We start from the raw sequence: 15,178 nt of genomic DNA on the forward strand, positions 1-15,178 counted from the left end.
GCTTGCCCGGGAGGACAGCGGCTTATTCGTCGAGTTTCTTGAGTAACAGCTCCAGCGCGCTCTTCGCGAACAGCTGCATGTTGGCAAAACGGTCGCTGTGGCCGCTCTCCAGAGTGACGACTGCGGTCGCGGGCCCCGCAACCGCGAAGCACGCATGTCCCGCCGCGTCGCCATAGCGATTGCCGGCAGGACCCGCGGCACCGGTCTCCGACACTCCCCAATCAGTCGCAAAGCGCGTCCTGATCTGCCGCGCCAGCAGCTCCGCATAAGGCTCCGACGCCGAGCGGATGCCCTTCATCGCCTCGTCCGGAATGTCCATCAGCACGCGGCGGGCGTCGCGCGTATAGACCACGGCGCCGCCGAGGAAATAGGCGGAGGCGCCGGGCACCGCGAGCAGCGCCGCCGCGATCAGGCCGCCGGCGGAGGATTCCGCAACGGCAATGGTCTGCTTTTTGGCGATCAGCCGTGCCGCGACCTTCTCGGCGACAGCGATGAGGTGCTGCATGGCGGTCGTCCTTCGGCAGCGTCGACACCCGCCGCTGCCGGCTGCTGTTCATTCCCCACCATCATGCGCCGAAAGCGCACGTCGAGGAAGGCGCTGCCCCTCGCAGCGATCACGCAATGATCGGCTCGCGCGCCGCGACGGCCTGGCGGCCGCCGCGATAGACGGTCATCGCTGCGATGATACCGAGCACGGCGGCGCACATCAGCCAGTAGCCGGGCGAGGCCTTGTCGTCGGTCTTGTTGATGAGCCAGGTCGAGACCGCCGGAGTCGCGGTGCCGAACAGCCCAGCCGCCAGCGCAAAGGCGATCGAGAAGCAGGTGGTGCGGACATGCGCAGGCACGATCTCGACCAGGCAGCCCAGCATGGTGCCGCTATAGACGCCGAAATAGAACGAGAACAGCATTTCGACAGTGAGCAGCTTGCCGAAGCTCGGCGCCGCCGCGAGCCAGTGCAACGCCGGGTAGGCGGTGAGGAACGCCAGCGTCGCGATGGTCACAAGCACCGGCTTGCGTCCGATCCGATCCGACACCGCGCCGCCGACCGGATTCCAGAGAAAGTTGGTCACGGCGACCAGCAAAGTGACGAGCAGTGAATCCGCCGCCGACAGCTTCAGCTGCTTGCCGAAGCCGGGACCGTAGACGGTGATGAAGTAGAACGTCGTCGTGGTCAGCACCGCGATCATCATGCCGAGGATCACGATGCGCCAGTTCTCCAGCGCCGAGGCGAATACTTCGCGCGCGGTCGGGTGCTTCTTCATCGCGAGGAAGGCTGGCGTCTCCTCCAGCGTGCGGCGCAGGAAGAAGATCAGCGGAATGATCAGGCAGCCGATGAAGAAGGGAATGCGCCAGCCCCAGGCGGCCACCATGTCCGCCGGCATGGCCTGGTTGAGCACGTAGCCGATGACCGACGCGACGAAGATCGCGACCTGCTGGCTGGACGACTGGAACGAGGTGTAGAGGCCGCGATTGCCGGGCGTGGAGATCTCGGACAGATAGACCGACACGCCGCCGAGCTCGACACCGGCCGAGAAGCCCTGCAACAGCCGGCCGAGCAGCACGATGATCGGGGCCGCGATGCCGATCGTCGCATAGGTCGGGCAGAATGCGATGACGATCGTGCCGATCGCCATGATGCCGAGCGTCACGATCAGGCCCTGGCGCCGGCCGATCTTGTCGACATAGGCGCCGAGCACGATGGCGCCGACCGGTCGCATCAGGGCGCCGAGCCAGAACACGCCATAGGCATTGAGCAGAGATGCAGTCTCGTTCTCCGATGGGAAGAACGCCTTGGCGATGATCGGGGCGTAGAAGCCGAACAGGAAGAAGTCGAACTGCTCGAGGAAATTGCCGCTGGTGGCGCGCAGGATCGCGCCGATGCGCGAATGGATCGTAGCCGGCTGCGGGATTGACGTTGAGGACACGCGGGGAAACTCCTACCGTCGAGAGGCTCGTGCGGAGGATTTCTACGCCGGCCGAGGGGAAAGGTGCGACAATCTGCCACGCCAAGCCCTGGCGGCCAATAGCTTTGCGCTCAAGGCGCCCTAGGCCTGAACAGAATTGGCGGCGGCCGACTTCTGCTGCATTGCACCCTTCAGCCATTGCCGGAACGCCTTCAGCTTCGGCGGATCGGTCCGGCCCTCCGGCGTCACCAGATAGAACCCGGCATCGCTCGGCAGCGTCATCTTGAACGGTACCACCAGCCGGCCCTTGGCGATGTCGTCCTGGACGTAGGCCGTACGCCCGATCGCGACGCCGAGCCCGTCGATCGCGGCCTGAACGGTCATCAGCGACAGGTCGAAGCTCAGCCGACCCTGCCTCGACATCTCCACCGGCAGACCCGCCGCGGTCAGCCATAGCCGCCAGTCGTCGTCATAGCCGCCGCTGACCTGCAGCAGCGTGTGATGTGCGAGGTCCTCCGGACAGCGTAGTGGCTTGTCGCCCTGCAGCAGCGCCGGGCTGCACACCGGAAACAGCTCGTCGGCCATCAGCCACTCCGCCCGCACGCCCGGCCAATGGCCACGGCCATAGCGGATCGCGGCGTCGACGTCGTCCTTGCGAAAATCGACCAGGCCGGTCGACGTCGTGATCCGCACGTCGATGCCGGGATGGGCCTCCTGAAAGGCCGTCAGCCGCGGCAGCAGCCATTTGGCGGCCAGCGAGGCGATGGTGGAGACCGTCAGCACCTTGGCGTTGTCCTTGCGGACCAGCCGTTCCGTTGCCAGCCGGAGATCGTCGAACGCGGCGCGCACCAGCGGGAGATAGTCGCGGGCCTGCGGCGTCAGCGCCAGGCTACGGTTCTGGCGGACGAAGAGGCGCAGCCCGAGCTCGTCCTCCAAGCGCTTGATCTGATGGCTGATTGCGGTCTGCGTCACGTTCAGCTCGGAGGCCGCGCGGGTGAAGCTCAGATGCCGCGCCGCAGCCTCGAACGCCCGCAATCCATTCAGCGACGGCAGTCGGGCCATTCACGGCCTCCCCGGTTCATGACGTTATTTCATCCGAAACGGTAGTAAATGTCGTTTGTGGATGAAGCGCAAGCGCTCGATATTGCAGCCTCAAGGAATTTTCAGGAGGCCTTCATGTCCATCTACGTCTCCTCGTCAATGACGAAACATCATGGCCCGGGGTTCTGGTCCGGCGTCGTGGAGCTGCTCGCCGCCTGGCGCTTCCGCTACCGCACGCGGCACGAGCTGGCGCAATGGTCGGAGCGCGACCTGCACGACCTCGGTCTGTCCCGCAGCGATATCGCCGCCGAGATCGACAAGCCGTTCTGGCGGGGTTGATCCCCCTTACTCATCCCGCCGCGCCGGTGCCGCTCCGCAAAGGAGGGCGCCGGCAAGCTTCCCGGTTGGAGCCGCGCATGCCGACGCCCGCCATTGCCGATCTCGCTGCCGGCTCCAACATCATTCACACGCGGCGTGGCGAGGAGGTGCGCCTGCGCTTCGTCACATCTGACGACGCCGAGGCGCTGCAGAGCTATGTCCGGTCCTTGAGCCAACGCTCGCGCCACAAGCGTTTCCTCGGCGCACTCAACGAGCTGCCAAAGGCGGTGCTCGAGGATTTCGTCGCGCTCGGCCGCAACGACCGCTACAGCCTGATCGCGACGATGGACCATGAAGGTGTCGAAGCCATCGTGGCCGAGGCGCGCTACGCATTCGATCGCGGCGTCGGTCGTGTCGAGTTTGGCCTGTCGGTCCATGACCGCTGGCAAGGCCACGGCATCGGTCCGGCGCTCATCGCGAATCTGGAAGGACGCGCGCTCGCGTTGGGTGGCGTGATCCTGTCCGGCGATGCGCTGCGTACCAACGACGTGATGATTGCAGTGGCCCGCAAGGCCGGTTTCACGATCAAGCCGCATGCGGACGATTGGACCCTGGTGCGGTTCGAGAAGGGTCTAAGCGGAGTGGTGGCTCATTCAGTGGGGCCAGATTTGCGCGTGGTCGGTCGCGCGCCGCAAGTCGCCACGTCCGAGATCAAATGACGTCATGCCTGCGAAGGCGGGGCATCCCGTACGCCGCGGCCTCACCGTGTCACCAGCTGTCGGTTGCGTGTACTGGATCGCCCGGTCGAGCCGGGCGATCACAGTTGCTATGAGGCGACCACCGATCCGCGTCATTGCGAGCGCAAGCGAAGCAATCCAGAGTCCTTGCTCCGCCCTGGATTCTTCGCTTCGCTCGCAATGACGGTGATCGTGGTGCGTCTTTGCCCACGTCATACGGAACATCAACTTCTCAAAACGTCTCCACCCACGGCCGCAGCTCCATCTCCCAGCTCCAGGCACTCCGTGGCTGCTGCAGCACGCTCCAATAACTTGCGGCGATGGCATCCGGATCGAGCATCGAATTCGGGCGCTCCGCGGCTTCCTGACGCTCTGCGCTCTTGATCGCGCCGTCGATGACGAAATGCGCGACGTGGATGCCCTGCGGCGACAGTTCGCGCGCCATGCTCTGGGCGAGGCCGCGCAGCGCGAACTTGCCCATCGCGAACGGCGCCGACTGGGCGTAGCCCTTCACGCTGGCGGAGGCGCCGGTGAACAGGATGGCGCCGTGCTTGTTCGGCAGCATGCGCTGTGCCGCCTGCTGCGCCACCAGGAAGCCGCCGAAGGCGCTGACGGCAATCGACTGCTGCACGTCGGCCGGCACGAGATCGGTGAGCGCTCCGCGCGCCCGCGCGCTGGCATTGTAGACCACGAGATCAGGCGCGCCGATCTCGCGCTCGACGATGCCGAACAGCCGCTCGACTTCCTCCGGATTGGTCGCATCGCAGGGGTAGGCGCGGGCGCCGGTTTCGTTGCAGAGCGCGCCGAGCTTCTCGATCTTGCGGGCGGCAAGCGCCACGCGGATCTTCTCGCGCGCGAACAGCCTCGCCAACGAGGCCGAGAGCCCCTCGCCGGCACCGACGATGAGGGCGATCTTGTAGGCAGGGATGTCCATGGGCATGTCCTTGGGCCAAAGCGTCCGCAGACATCAAGCTAGTGCACCGGCGGCCGACTTCCTACGGCTCGTCCCCACATTTTTGCCGCGCGTCCTCAGGTGGGACGCGGCTGCAATCCGGCGAGGCAGCCGATCTCCTCAAGCACGACATCGAGCCGGCTGCGATCGTGCAGGAAGGCGTATTTGCCGCGGAGCATCGCCAGCGAGCGTGCGTGATACTTCTGCGGCTTCTGCATCCATGTGAAGTCGCCGAAATGGACGCGGAAGACGCTGCGGTTCTCGGCCAGTGCCTGCTCGTTGGCGAGCGTCCATGGCATGAACAGCGCGCCGACCTGGCGGGTCAGGATCGGCATCAAGGTCAGTGATAGTTCCGGCCACAGCTCGAACTCGCCTTCGGCGCGCGGCCATAGCATGCGGTGGATCCAGGCCAGCACATGCGGCGCGCGGCCTTCGATCAGGGCGCCGGCCGTCGGATCGGTCCACAGCTCGTAGAGCTGGCCCCACAGTCCGAAATCGCCGTAGGCCGGACGGTGGCCGAACAGATATGGCCTGACCGAGAGATGCCGTTCGAGCAGGTCGAGCATTTCGGCAAAGCCCTGCTCGATCTGCGGCGCGTTGATCTCGTTGGAGCCGACATACCACAGCCGCTCGACCATGCGCGCGCGGATCTTCTCGGCCAGCTCGCCCAACTCGGCCTCGTCCGCCCTGGGGGCGCGGATGCGGGCGATGCGTCCGGCCGAGGCGCGCTGGTCGAGATCGCGCGCCCAGCGATAATGGAACATCCACTTGTTGCCCCACTCGTCGCCGAACTCCTCGATCAAGGCCGAGATGAAGCTCGTCAGCGCGTCGCCGGGATGAATCGTGGGTTGCGGAAAGTCGAGCTCCAGTGCGTCGATGATCGGCGTCGAGTCCTGCATCGGCACCTCGTCGGGGGCGACCACCAGCGGAATGATCGGCAGCTTGGCGTGCCGCGCGAACTCCGCCTCGCTTTCCGCATTGCGCAATATCCAGTGATGCGGGATGCCCTTGTAACGCAGATACGATCGCACCTTGACCGAATAGGGCGACATCTCCGCCCCGAAGATGCGATAAACCTCCGTCGGCTGATTGGTCATGGATCTGCTCCCGGTTCGGCGCACGCCGCTGCCTGTTGTGTATCCGATCAGGCGCAACCTGTCGAAGAGTCCATCAGAGACTTGCGGAAACGAACGAGGGCTTAACGATCATGCATCAGTTCCTGAGGCGCGATGACGTGATGACCGGCGGCGCAAGGCCGGAGCTGTTGGCGCCCGATACCACCGGGCTGAACTTCTATCGCGCCGACCCCGCGCTCGCCGATCTCCTGCGCATCCATCTGCCCGAGGCGCTGTTTCGGCACCTCGTGCCGCATCTCGACCGTCTCGGCGAGCTCGCCGGCTCCTATCTCGACGAATGCGCCCGCTTGGCTGACCGCCATGGCCCTGTGCTGCACCAGCGCGACCGCTTCGGCCGCGACGTGCAGTGGGTCGAGTACCATCCGGCCTATCGCGAGCTCGAGCGCGCCGCCTTTGGCGAGTTCGGCATTCACGCGATGTCGATCCGGAAGGGCATTCTCGGCTGGCCGACCAAGTATCCGGTCACGGCCAAGCACGCCTTCACCTTCCTGTTCAACCAGGCGGAGTTCGGGCTGGGCTGTCCGATCAACGTCACCGACGGATGCGCCAAGCTGCTGGCGAGCTTCGGCAGCGACGGGCTCAAGGCCAAGTACCTCGATGGCCTGACGCAGACCGACATGAGAAAGCTGACCCAGGGCGGCCAGTTCATGACCGAGAAGGAGGGCGGCTCCGATGTCGGCACGTTGACGACGGTCGCCGTCCCGGAGGGCGACCATTGGCGCCTGCATGGCGAGAAATGGTTCTGCTCCAATGCCGATGCGAAAGTCGTGATGCTGTTGGCGCGGCCGCAAGGTGCCGAAGCGGGAACGCGCGGCGTCGGCCTGTTCCTGATGCCGCGCTTCCTCGATGACGGCAGCCAGAACCACTATCGGATCGTGCGCCTGAAGGACAAGCTCGGAACGCGCTCGATGGCCTCGGGCGAGATCAAGCTGGAGGGCGCCGTCGCCTATGCGGTCGGGAGGCTCGATCGCGGCTTCGTGCAGATGGCCGAGATGGTCAACTCGTCGCGTCTCTCCAACGGCGTCAAGTCGACGGCGCTGATGCGGCGGGCCTGGCACGACGCAATTACGGTCGCGCGCAACCGCGTGGTGTTCGGAAAACGCATCGTCGACCTGCCGCTCGGGCGGCGGCAACTGCTGAAGATCCTGCTCGCGACCGAGCAGGCGCTGTCGCTGAGCTTCCTCACCGCCGACGCGCTCGACCGTGCCGAGGCCGGCAGCCAGGATGCCGCGGCGCTGCTGCGCATTCTGACGCCGACATTGAAATTCCGCGCCACGCGCGACGCGCGCAAGGTCTGCGGCGATGCGTTGGAGATGCGCGGCGGGATCGGCTATGTCGAGGAGTTCGTCACCGCGCGGCTGCTGCGCGACGCCCATCTCGGCTCGATCTGGGAAGGCACCGGCAACATCGTCGCGCTCGATGCGCTGAAGCGCGCCGTGGGCCGGCACGGTGCGGAGGCCGCGCTGGCAGCCGACCTGCATGCGCGGCTCGACGACAGCGCCGCCGTGCCGCAGGCCTGGCGCGATCAGCTGCATCGACTGGTGGATCGTGCCGTGGGCTTTGCGCGCGAGGTCGCGGGACGCGCCGACAATGAGTCCGAAGCGCGCCGCGCCACCAGCCTGCTGTATCACGTGGCGAGCGCCGTCTCGACGACTTGGGAAAGCGGGCGCATCCACGCGATGCGCGGCGACGCGCGCAGGCTGCTGCTGGCAAAGCTCATCGTCGCGCACCGGCTGACGCCGTCCGATCCGTTCCGGCTCGCGGAAAATAGGATGGATGATGCCATCGCGACACTGCTGCTCGGCGAACGTACCGCTGACATGGAGGAGGTTGGCGAACTGCTGTCAGCGGCGTAGCTTGCCGCGACCAACAACAAACAAGATCGGGAGAACGCCAATGAAAGCCGCCGTGCTGATGGAGGTCAACAAGCCGCTGGTGATCGAGGACATCAGTGTGCCCAAGCCGGGGCCGCGGGAAGTGCTGATCCGCACGGCGGTTGCCGGTCTCTGCCATTCCGACCTGCACTTCATCGAAGGCCTGTACCCGCATCCGCTGCCCGCCGTGCTCGGCCATGAATCGGCTGGGATCGTCGAGCAGGTCGGCGCCGACGTGACCTATGTGAAGCCGGGCGATCACGTCGTCACGTGCTTGTCCGTGTTCTGCGGCACCTGCGACAACTGCACCACGGGCCGCCCGGTGTTGTGCACCGATACGACGGTGAAGATGCCGCCCGGCGCCTCCAACCGGCTGTCATGGGGACGAAGCGAGAAGCTGCACCAGTTCCTCAACCTCTCGTCCTTCGCCGAGCAGATGCTGGTGCACGAGAACGCGATTGTGAAGATCCGCCCGGACATGCCGCTCGATCTCGCAGCGCTGATCGGCTGCGGCGTCATCACCGGCTATGGCGCGGTCGTCAACACGGCGCGGGTGCAGGCCGGCGAGACGGTGGCCGTGATCGGCTGCGGCGGCGTCGGCATGGCTGCGATCAACGGCGCCGAGATCGCGGGCGCGGGCCGCATCATCGCCATCGACACCAATCCGGCCAAGCTGCAGCTTGCGACGAAACTGGGCGCGACTGACATCATCAATCCCACTGAGGGCGACGTCGTGGCCCAGGTGCGCGAGCTCACCAAGGGCGGCGTGCACCACGCCTTCGAGGTGCTCGGGCGCAAGGAGACCGCCGAGCAGGCGTTCGCGATGCTGGCGCCGGGCGGCACCGCGACCATCGTCGGCATGATCCCGTTCGGCCAGAAGATCGAGCTGCACGGCTTCGACTTCCTGCGCGAGCGCCGCATCCAGGGCTCGTCGATGGGCTCGAACCACTTTCGCGTCGACATGCCCCGCCTCGTCGAGTTCTATCTGCGCGGCAAGCTGCATCTGGAGGACTTGATCTCCGCCAAGCTGAAGCTGTCGGAGATCAACGAGGGCTTTGCCAACATGAAGGCAGGCAAGACGCTGCGCAGCGTGATCATGTTCGATGCGTGAGGTGGGTGGTCGGGTGTGAGGCAGGTGATGAGGTTCGGCGGGTCTGCCTATTAGTTACCCGTCATGCCCGGGCCTGACCCGGGCATCCAGCCTCTCTGCAAGATGGATGGCCGGGTCAAGCCCGGCCATGACGATGTAGGACGACGGCGGAATTTGGCGAGGCGTTGTTGAATAAGCCCGATCGCGAACTAGTTCGCGAACCGCGGCGGCGGGACGAAGCCGCCGAATTCGCGCTCGATCAGGTCGGCGAGCTTGAGCGGCGTGCGGTCCTCGAGGAACGGGCCGACGATCTGCACCCCGACCGGCAGGCCGTCGGCGAGTCCAAGCGGAATCGCGGTGGCGGGCAGTCCGGGCAAGGTGGCGATGCCCGGCCAGGCGAGCTGATCGGTGTAGCAATGCTCGACGCCGTCGATGCTGATGCGGCGCTGCTCCTGGTCGGGCGAATGGTCGTGCGGATAGGCCGGCGTTGGCATGATCGGGCAGATCACGGCATCGAACTGCTCGAACAGCGTTCGCCATTGCGCGCGCAGCCGCGCCCGCGCCCCGCCGGCCTGCACCCAGTCGCGATGGCTGAGCGCGATGCCGCGCAGCCGCTCGGCCGCGAGGCTCGCTGCCTCCTTCGGCAATTGCGTGGCCGCGTGACTGGCGCCGGCGTGGACCTCCGCCGGCATGGTGGCGCCGATGAAGCCGAGCAGCATGCGCATGTAGAGCCGGCTCGCTGCGGCGAAGTCCGGCAGCAGCGGGCTGTCCGTCGTGACGCTCACGCCGGCCCGTGCGAGGTCGGCCGTCAGCCGCTCGATCGCGCCGCGCACGGCGCTGTCGGTCGGCAGCAGCGGATCGCTCGCGACCACCAGCACGCGGAAATCCGGCAGGCGACCGTGGCGCGGCGGCGGCAGGTCGAGGCGATATGCCTTGCCGGCCTCGAGCGGGTCGGGGCCTGCGATCACATCGAGCAGCAGCGACAGATCGGCGGCCGAGCGCGCCATCGGGCCGACGACGGCGAGGTCGGCCTCGCCCGGCAGCGGCTGAAACGGCGGCGGCGTATGGCCGCGCGAGGCCACCAGGCCGTAGCTCGGCTTGTGCGCGGTGACGCCGCAATGAAACGCCGGCACCCGGAGCGAGCCGCCGATATCGGAGCCGAGCGACAGCGAGCCGTAGCCGGCCGCCAGGGCGGCGGCCGATCCGCCTGACGAACCGCCCGGCGTGCGGCCGAGATCGTAGGGATTGTTGGTGGTGCCGTAGATGTCGTTGTAGCTCTGCCAGTCGCCGAGCCCGAGCGGCACGTTGGTCTTGCCGAGCACGATGCCACCGGCGTCCTTCACGCGAGTCACCGTCAGCGCATCCTCGGCCGCGATGAAATCCCTGTGCTGCGGAAAACCCCAGGTCGTCGGCAGGCCGGCGACGTTGTAGGATTCCTTCACCGTGAGCGGAAGGCCGAGCAGGGGCCGCCGTTCGCCGCGCGCCAGCGCGGCGTCGGCGGCGTCGGCGGCAGCGAGCGCGCGCTCGAAATCGCGCACGCAGACGGCGTTGATCTCGGGGTCATGACGTTCGATGCGGTCGATGGCGAGTTTGGTCAGCTCGACCGACGAGATCTCGCGATCTGCCAACGCCCTCGCCGTGTCGACGGCGGTTGCGAACGTCCATTGCGGTGCGGCCAAGGTCGATCCTCCCGGTGCGATGTTTGCCGGGAGTCTTAACCAATGCGGATGGCGATCGCTTGACCAAAATTGCGGATTCTAGCCCGGCAGCATCCGCTGCATGACGCGGTCGCGATAGATGAAGACGTGCGCGAGTGCGGCGGCGACGTGAACGACGATCAGGATCAGCAGCAGCCATTCCGAGGCCTGGTGCAGCCCGTCGATGGCGCGGTTACCGGCCGGGTTGCGCGCCGCCAGCATCGGCAATGGAAACAGGTAGAAGAACGACACGCTCCAGCCGCGGAAGGAGGCGAACAGCCACCCGGTGATGGTGCTCGCCAGCACCATCACATAGAGCATCCAGTGCACGACCTCCGAGCTCAGCCGCTGCCAGGGCGGCAGCGAGCTCTCCGGTGCGACCGGATGGGTGAGCCGCCAGACGAAGCGCACGGCGATCAATGCCAGAATGGTGAGGCCGAATGAAATGTGCAGGATCATCGGCGCGCCGGGGGGTGTATTGGCATGCAGGTCCGGCATCAGCCAGCCGATCGGATACTGGATGGCGAGCAGCGCCACCACCAGCCAGTGCAGGATCTTCGCGGGCGTGCCGTAATGCAGGCGTGGCGTCATGACGAGTTTTCCGTTGTGATCGGTCCGGCGCCATCAGCCTCGCGGCTGAGCGTTTGGCAAGACGCGGGGGTGCGGATGCTAGGCCGCTCCTATCAATATTCCGACGCCGAGCACGATGATGCCGCCGAGCACGATCTGGAACACCGCCTGCAGGAACGGCGTATCCATGTAGCGCGCGCGGATATAGGCGATCGCCCACAGCTCGAAGAACACGACGAGGCTCGCGATCGCGGTCGCGATCCAGAACGCGTTGGTCCAGGAGTCCGGGACGAGATAGGGCATCGTGTGCCCCAGTCCGCCGAGCGTCGTCATCGCGCCGCAGACGGCGCCGCGCAGCCACGGCGAGCCGCGGCCCGTCAGCGAGCCGTCGTCGGACAGCGCCTCGGCAAAGCCCATGCTGATGCCGGCGCCGATCGAGGCGGCAAGGCCCACCAGGAAGGTCTGGAAGTTCTGATGCGTGGCGAAGGCGGCGGCGAACAGCGGCGCCAGCGTCGAGACCGAGCCGTCCATCAGGCCGGCGAGACCGGGCTGGACATATTGCAGCACGAACACGCGCCGCCGCGTCTCGTCCTCCTTGTGCCGGACATCCGGACTGAGGATCTTGTCGGTCAGTTTCGCCGCAACCTTCTCGTGGCCCTTCTCGGCCTCGGCGAGATCGCCGAGCAGCCGGCGCACGCCGACGTCCTTGGCCTGCTCGGCCGCCTTGGCGTAGAAGCGCTCGGCCTCGAACTCCATCGTGCCGACCTCGCGGCGGATGGCGTCGAGCGACAGGTTCTTGGTCAGCCAGATCGGCCGGCGCTGCATGAAGCCCTTGACGTTCTCGCGCCGGATCGGCGGCAGGTTCTTGCCGAAGCGCTCCTCATAGAGTTCGAGCAGCATGTGGCGGTGGCCCTTCTCCTCCTCGGCCATCTGCTCGAACAGCTTGGCTGAATCCGGATAACGTTCCGCCAGATCCTCCGCGAAGCTCATATAGATACGGCCGTCTTCCTCTTCGGCCGAGATCGCGATTGCCAGGATCTCGCGCTCGGTGAGGTCGGCGAAGTTCTTCATTCCAAGGTCCCCGGATCTCTCGCTCTCAACATTCGAGTGTTTAGAACGTTTCTAAAGTCTATATGGATTTGCCGCACCGCGGTCAAACTCCGGCCGCTGATTGGTCGCGAAACCCTTTGGTGACAGCGCATTCAAGCTCCAGTCATGGAACTGCGAGGATAGTCCGTCGTTCGCGTTCCGCTCAGCCACCTAAGGAGTTCTCATGGATAGCGTCAAATATCGGCTCAACGATCCAGGGTTGGCGCCGCGCCGCACCCGGATGGATATCCCGGGCTGGGCAGGCGAACGCCAGCCACGAGCGAATGGCTCGCATGAGCAGGTCTGGCATTGCGTACCATTCTCGGAAGGTGCGCAATATGGCATCGAGCTATTTTATCCGTACGACTTCGAGCTGCACGTCACCACGCGCGACGGCAAGCTGGAGCTCTCCGGCGACTGGGGCGAGCCGCCGAGCCCGAGCCTGCAATGGCCGCCGTTCCGCAATTTTGGCGATGCCTTCTACACCTACCAGATCCTGCTCGATCTCAAGGTGCCCAACGGCTTCGCGATCCGGACCGAGCCGCATCCGCGCTTCTATACCGACCGCAGCGATACCTGCCCGATCGCGGTGCCGGCGTTGGTGCGCAATTTCTGGCCGATGCTGTTCTTCTGCGTGTTCAAGGCGCCCGCGGAAGGGCGGACGCATATCTTCCGTCCGGGCGAGCCGTTCGCTCAGGTGATCGTGATTCCGGAGGAGGCAAACTTCACGGTCGAGCCCATGACTCCGGACGAGGCGGCCGAGCGCGAGTTGCAGTCGCGCCGCATCCACGCCAGCCGTCCGGTGCTCGCCAAGGAGACCGAATGGGTGTCGAGCACCGACACGGTGTTCGACGGCACCTACCGCCACCTGCATCGCGCGGCGAAGGACAAGGCGCGCAAGTCCTGACGCTTCCGTCTTCCTCAAACGAAAGAGCGCCGACCTCACGGTCGGCGCCCCCTGAGCTTTCACCTCTCAACGATCAGTAGCGATCGTAGTACCAGTGGTGATGGTGATGATGGTGGTGGTGATGGTAGTACCGGCGCGGCACCACATAGACCCGGGGGCCGTAGCCGTACCCATAGCCAGGACCGTAGCCATAGCCGCGCCAGTAGCCATGGTGATGGTGGTGATGATGGTGGTGGTGATGGTACCACTGCGCCAGCTGCACCTTCGGTTCGGCCTCCGGCGGCGCCTGCTCGTCGAGCGCCTGCAGCACCTTGGCCGCATTCGGGATCGGCTCGAGCAGATCGGCGTAGGAGTTGGCCTTCAGCACGTCGCTCGGGGCCGGAGCCGCTGACGCCTGCGCCGTGCCGAGCGCGCCGACAGCGGCGACCGCGCCCAACAAGCCTGCGATCTTCTTATCCATAAATCTTCTCCTGATGCGCATTGCCCGGATGCAAAAACGTCAACCCCGAATGTTCGTTCCTCGATTCGCCTAATACGTCGGAACGGCGTCCGAAATCAGGCTGTCGATTTGTTCAGGAACGTGAACAGGAGCTCATTGACTCGTTCATGTTGCTCCTGCTGCACCCAATGTCCGGCGCGATCGATCAGCTCGCACAGGATCATGTTGGTGCACACTCGGGACTGCATCGCTTCGAACACACCGGGCCGTTGGTAGATGCCCCAGTCTTGCAGGCCGGAGATGAATGCGGACGGAACGTCGATCGTGAGATCCGACCAGGTCTGCAATTCAGCGTCGAATAGACCAGACGTGCCGCAGCGGTACCATTGCAGCCCGCCCTGGAAGCCGTTTCGTTCATATTCGGCGGTATAGACCGCGAGCTCATGGTCCGGCAGCCAGCGATTCGCCGCGATCGCCGCCGCATCCGGCATCTCCTCGGCGACGGTCTCGGCCATCGTCTTGTCGAGGTCCATGACGTAGTAGGTCGGTAGCTTGGCGAGTTCGGCCGCGTCCCAGGCCTGCAGAGGAGAAGGGGCGTTGGCCGCCCAGTCTGCGCTCTTGTGATGGTAATAGGCGCGCAGGAATTCATGCAGCCCCTGCGGGGGATGATGCATGTCCGCATTGGCCTGCCGCGTCGCGTAGTACCATTGATAGTGCTTGCGCGGACGCGGCAGCGCAGCCAGTTCGCGATGCACGGGATCCTCCTGCGCCGCGAGGGGATGGCTGGCGATGTCGAACGGTGCTGCGGGTGGCCCCGGGAACGGTGCGCTCATCATCACGACCGATCGAAAGACATCGGGGCGGATCACCGCGCACCACGCCGCGACGGGGCTGCCGAAGTCGTGGCCGACGACAGACGCGACATGGCGATGGCCGAATGCATAGACCACGCCGAGCGCATCGCGCACCAGATTGGTGAAGCGAAACGGCGCGAGATCACCGTCATAGTCGGCGCTCCACCCTGTGGTGCGGCCATAGCCGCGCTGGTCCGGCGCCAGCACGTGGTAGCCGGCGGCGGCCAGCGCCGGCATCACCTTGCGCCAGCTATAGGCCAGCTCGGGAAAGCCGTGTAGCAGCAGCACACAGGGACGGCCGGGCGTCTCGAAGCCAGCTTCGAGCACGTGCATGCGCAGGCCGTTGATGCCGTCGACGAAGCGGGACCGGATCGTGGGTGGGAGGGGAAGCGGGGGAAAGGACTGGGACATGGCGTGCACTCTCCTCGCGTCGTCCCGGCCAAGCGAGCGAAGCGAGCGCGAGCCGGGATCCATAACCACAGGCGCTCATGTGGCGCCAAGCTGGAGCTTATACCCTTCGCATCATCGGCTGCGGTGGCTATGGGTCCCGGCGCAAGGCCGGGACGACAG

Annotated in this window: 15 protein-coding genes; 5 read left to right on the forward strand and 10 right to left on the reverse strand. The window is 65.8% G+C overall.

Features of this window, described 5'->3' with window-relative positions; all coding sequences use genetic code 11:
* Positions 1-22 precede the first annotated feature (22 nt).
* The 3 genes from ACQR0U_RS04085 to ACQR0U_RS04095 form a co-directional block, all read right to left on the reverse strand.
* Positions 23-505, reverse strand: coding sequence for a CinA family protein (locus ACQR0U_RS04085; protein WP_315713719.1), 483 nt, complete (start codon positions 503-505; stop codon positions 23-25).
* A 109-nt stretch (positions 506-614) separates the two neighbouring features.
* Complete coding sequence (locus tag ACQR0U_RS04090) at positions 615-1,925, reverse strand: MFS transporter (RefSeq protein WP_316167333.1); 1,311 nt, start codon at positions 1,923-1,925, stop codon at positions 615-617.
* A 120-nt stretch (positions 1,926-2,045) separates the two neighbouring features.
* Positions 2,046-2,966 carry a transcriptional regulator GcvA gene (locus ACQR0U_RS04095; protein ID WP_315713721.1) on the reverse strand — a complete coding sequence of 307 codons (921 nt, stop codon included), beginning with the start codon at positions 2,964-2,966 and terminating at the stop codon, positions 2,046-2,048.
* A 114-nt stretch (positions 2,967-3,080) separates the two neighbouring features.
* On the opposite strand from ACQR0U_RS04095, the gene ACQR0U_RS04100 reads away from it, so the two are divergent.
* Both ACQR0U_RS04100 and ACQR0U_RS04105 read left to right on the forward strand, forming a co-directional pair.
* Positions 3,081-3,284: a DUF1127 domain-containing protein gene (locus ACQR0U_RS04100; protein ID WP_315713722.1), complete on the forward strand. Its 204-nt coding sequence runs from the start codon at positions 3,081-3,083 to the stop codon at positions 3,282-3,284.
* Positions 3,285-3,361: 77 nt separating this feature from the next.
* Positions 3,362-3,982, forward strand: coding sequence for a GNAT family N-acetyltransferase (locus ACQR0U_RS04105; RefSeq protein ID WP_434842648.1), 621 nt, complete (start codon positions 3,362-3,364; stop codon positions 3,980-3,982).
* Between the two features lie 250 nt (positions 3,983-4,232).
* Here ACQR0U_RS04105 and ACQR0U_RS04110 read toward each other — a convergent pair whose 3' ends face one another.
* A complete protein-coding gene (locus ACQR0U_RS04110) occupies positions 4,233-4,934 on the reverse strand; it encodes an SDR family NAD(P)-dependent oxidoreductase (protein WP_315713724.1) in 702 nt (233 codons plus the stop codon).
* A 95-nt stretch (positions 4,935-5,029) separates the two neighbouring features.
* Positions 5,030-6,049, reverse strand: a complete 1,020-nt coding sequence (locus ACQR0U_RS04115) for a glutathione S-transferase family protein (RefSeq protein WP_316194835.1) — start codon at positions 6,047-6,049, stop codon at positions 5,030-5,032.
* Positions 6,050-6,159: 110 nt separating this feature from the next.
* On the opposite strand from ACQR0U_RS04115, the gene ACQR0U_RS04120 reads away from it, so the two are divergent.
* Together ACQR0U_RS04120 and ACQR0U_RS04125 are read left to right on the forward strand one after the other, a co-directional pair.
* On the forward strand, positions 6,160-7,944 hold the full coding sequence (locus ACQR0U_RS04120) for an acyl-CoA dehydrogenase family protein (protein WP_315825925.1): 1,785 nt from the start codon (positions 6,160-6,162) through the stop codon (positions 7,942-7,944).
* A 40-nt stretch (positions 7,945-7,984) separates the two neighbouring features.
* Positions 7,985-9,073: a Zn-dependent alcohol dehydrogenase gene (locus ACQR0U_RS04125; RefSeq protein ID WP_434842649.1), complete on the forward strand. Its 1,089-nt coding sequence runs from the start codon at positions 7,985-7,987 to the stop codon at positions 9,071-9,073.
* Positions 9,074-9,261: 188 nt separating this feature from the next.
* On the opposite strand, the gene ACQR0U_RS04130 is transcribed toward ACQR0U_RS04125, so the two are convergent.
* From ACQR0U_RS04130 to mbfA, 3 genes are all read right to left on the reverse strand, one after another.
* Positions 9,262-10,731: an amidase gene (locus ACQR0U_RS04130; RefSeq protein WP_434842650.1), complete on the reverse strand. Its 1,470-nt coding sequence runs from the start codon at positions 10,729-10,731 to the stop codon at positions 9,262-9,264.
* Between the two features lie 78 nt (positions 10,732-10,809).
* Entirely contained in the window at positions 10,810-11,340 is a 531-nt protein-coding gene (locus ACQR0U_RS04135; protein ID WP_316167340.1) for a cytochrome b, read from the reverse strand.
* Between the two features lie 78 nt (positions 11,341-11,418).
* Positions 11,419-12,390: an iron exporter MbfA gene (gene mbfA, locus ACQR0U_RS04140; protein WP_315713729.1), complete on the reverse strand. Its 972-nt coding sequence runs from the start codon at positions 12,388-12,390 to the stop codon at positions 11,419-11,421.
* A 202-nt stretch (positions 12,391-12,592) separates the two neighbouring features.
* Here mbfA and ACQR0U_RS04145 point away from each other — a divergent pair, with 202 nt between their 5' ends.
* Positions 12,593-13,315, forward strand: coding sequence for a hypothetical protein (locus ACQR0U_RS04145; protein ID WP_315713730.1), 723 nt, complete (start codon positions 12,593-12,595; stop codon positions 13,313-13,315).
* 73 nt (positions 13,316-13,388) lie between these two features.
* Here the strand turns inward: ACQR0U_RS04145 and ACQR0U_RS04150 are convergent, their stop codons facing one another.
* Both ACQR0U_RS04150 and ACQR0U_RS04155 read right to left on the reverse strand, forming a co-directional pair.
* Positions 13,389-13,775, reverse strand: coding sequence for a hypothetical protein (locus tag ACQR0U_RS04150; RefSeq protein ID WP_315713731.1), 387 nt, complete (start codon positions 13,773-13,775; stop codon positions 13,389-13,391).
* A 95-nt stretch (positions 13,776-13,870) separates the two neighbouring features.
* On the reverse strand, positions 13,871-14,941 hold the full coding sequence (locus ACQR0U_RS04155) for an alpha/beta fold hydrolase (RefSeq protein ID WP_315714359.1): 1,071 nt from the start codon (positions 14,939-14,941) through the stop codon (positions 13,871-13,873).
* Positions 14,942-15,178: the final 237 nt, after the last annotated feature.

This window comes from Bradyrhizobium sp. HKCCYLRH3097 (assembly GCF_051167875.1).
In the GTDB taxonomy this organism is placed as follows: Bacteria; Pseudomonadota; Alphaproteobacteria; order Rhizobiales; family Xanthobacteraceae; genus Bradyrhizobium.

Coding starts and splice junctions, on each gene's coding strand:
- ACQR0U_RS04085 (WP_315713719.1), bottom strand. CDS start 505: ATGCAGCACCTCATCGCTGTCGCCGAGAAGGTCGCGGCACGGCTGATC.
- ACQR0U_RS04095 (WP_315713721.1), bottom strand. CDS start 2,966: ATGGCCCGACTGCCGTCGCTGAATGGATTGCGGGCGTTCGAGGCTGCG.
- ACQR0U_RS04100 (WP_315713722.1), top strand. CDS start 3,081: ATGTCCATCTACGTCTCCTCGTCAATGACGAAACATCATGGCCCGGGG.
- ACQR0U_RS04105 (WP_434842648.1), top strand. CDS start 3,362: ATGCCGACGCCCGCCATTGCCGATCTCGCTGCCGGCTCCAACATCATT.
- ACQR0U_RS04110 (WP_315713724.1), bottom strand. CDS start 4,934: ATGGACATCCCTGCCTACAAGATCGCCCTCATCGTCGGTGCCGGCGAG.
- ACQR0U_RS04115 (WP_316194835.1), bottom strand. CDS start 6,049: ATGACCAATCAGCCGACGGAGGTTTATCGCATCTTCGGGGCGGAGATG.
- ACQR0U_RS04120 (WP_315825925.1), top strand. CDS start 6,160: ATGCATCAGTTCCTGAGGCGCGATGACGTGATGACCGGCGGCGCAAGG.
- ACQR0U_RS04125 (WP_434842649.1), top strand. CDS start 7,985: ATGAAAGCCGCCGTGCTGATGGAGGTCAACAAGCCGCTGGTGATCGAG.
- ACQR0U_RS04135 (WP_316167340.1), bottom strand. CDS start 11,340: ATGACGCCACGCCTGCATTACGGCACGCCCGCGAAGATCCTGCACTGG.
- mbfA (WP_315713729.1), bottom strand. CDS start 12,390: ATGAAGAACTTCGCCGACCTCACCGAGCGCGAGATCCTGGCAATCGCG.
- ACQR0U_RS04145 (WP_315713730.1), top strand. CDS start 12,593: ATGGATAGCGTCAAATATCGGCTCAACGATCCAGGGTTGGCGCCGCGC.
- ACQR0U_RS04150 (WP_315713731.1), bottom strand. CDS start 13,775: ATGGATAAGAAGATCGCAGGCTTGTTGGGCGCGGTCGCCGCTGTCGGC.
- ACQR0U_RS04155 (WP_315714359.1), bottom strand. CDS start 14,941: ATGCACGTGCTCGAAGCTGGCTTCGAGACGCCCGGCCGTCCCTGTGTG.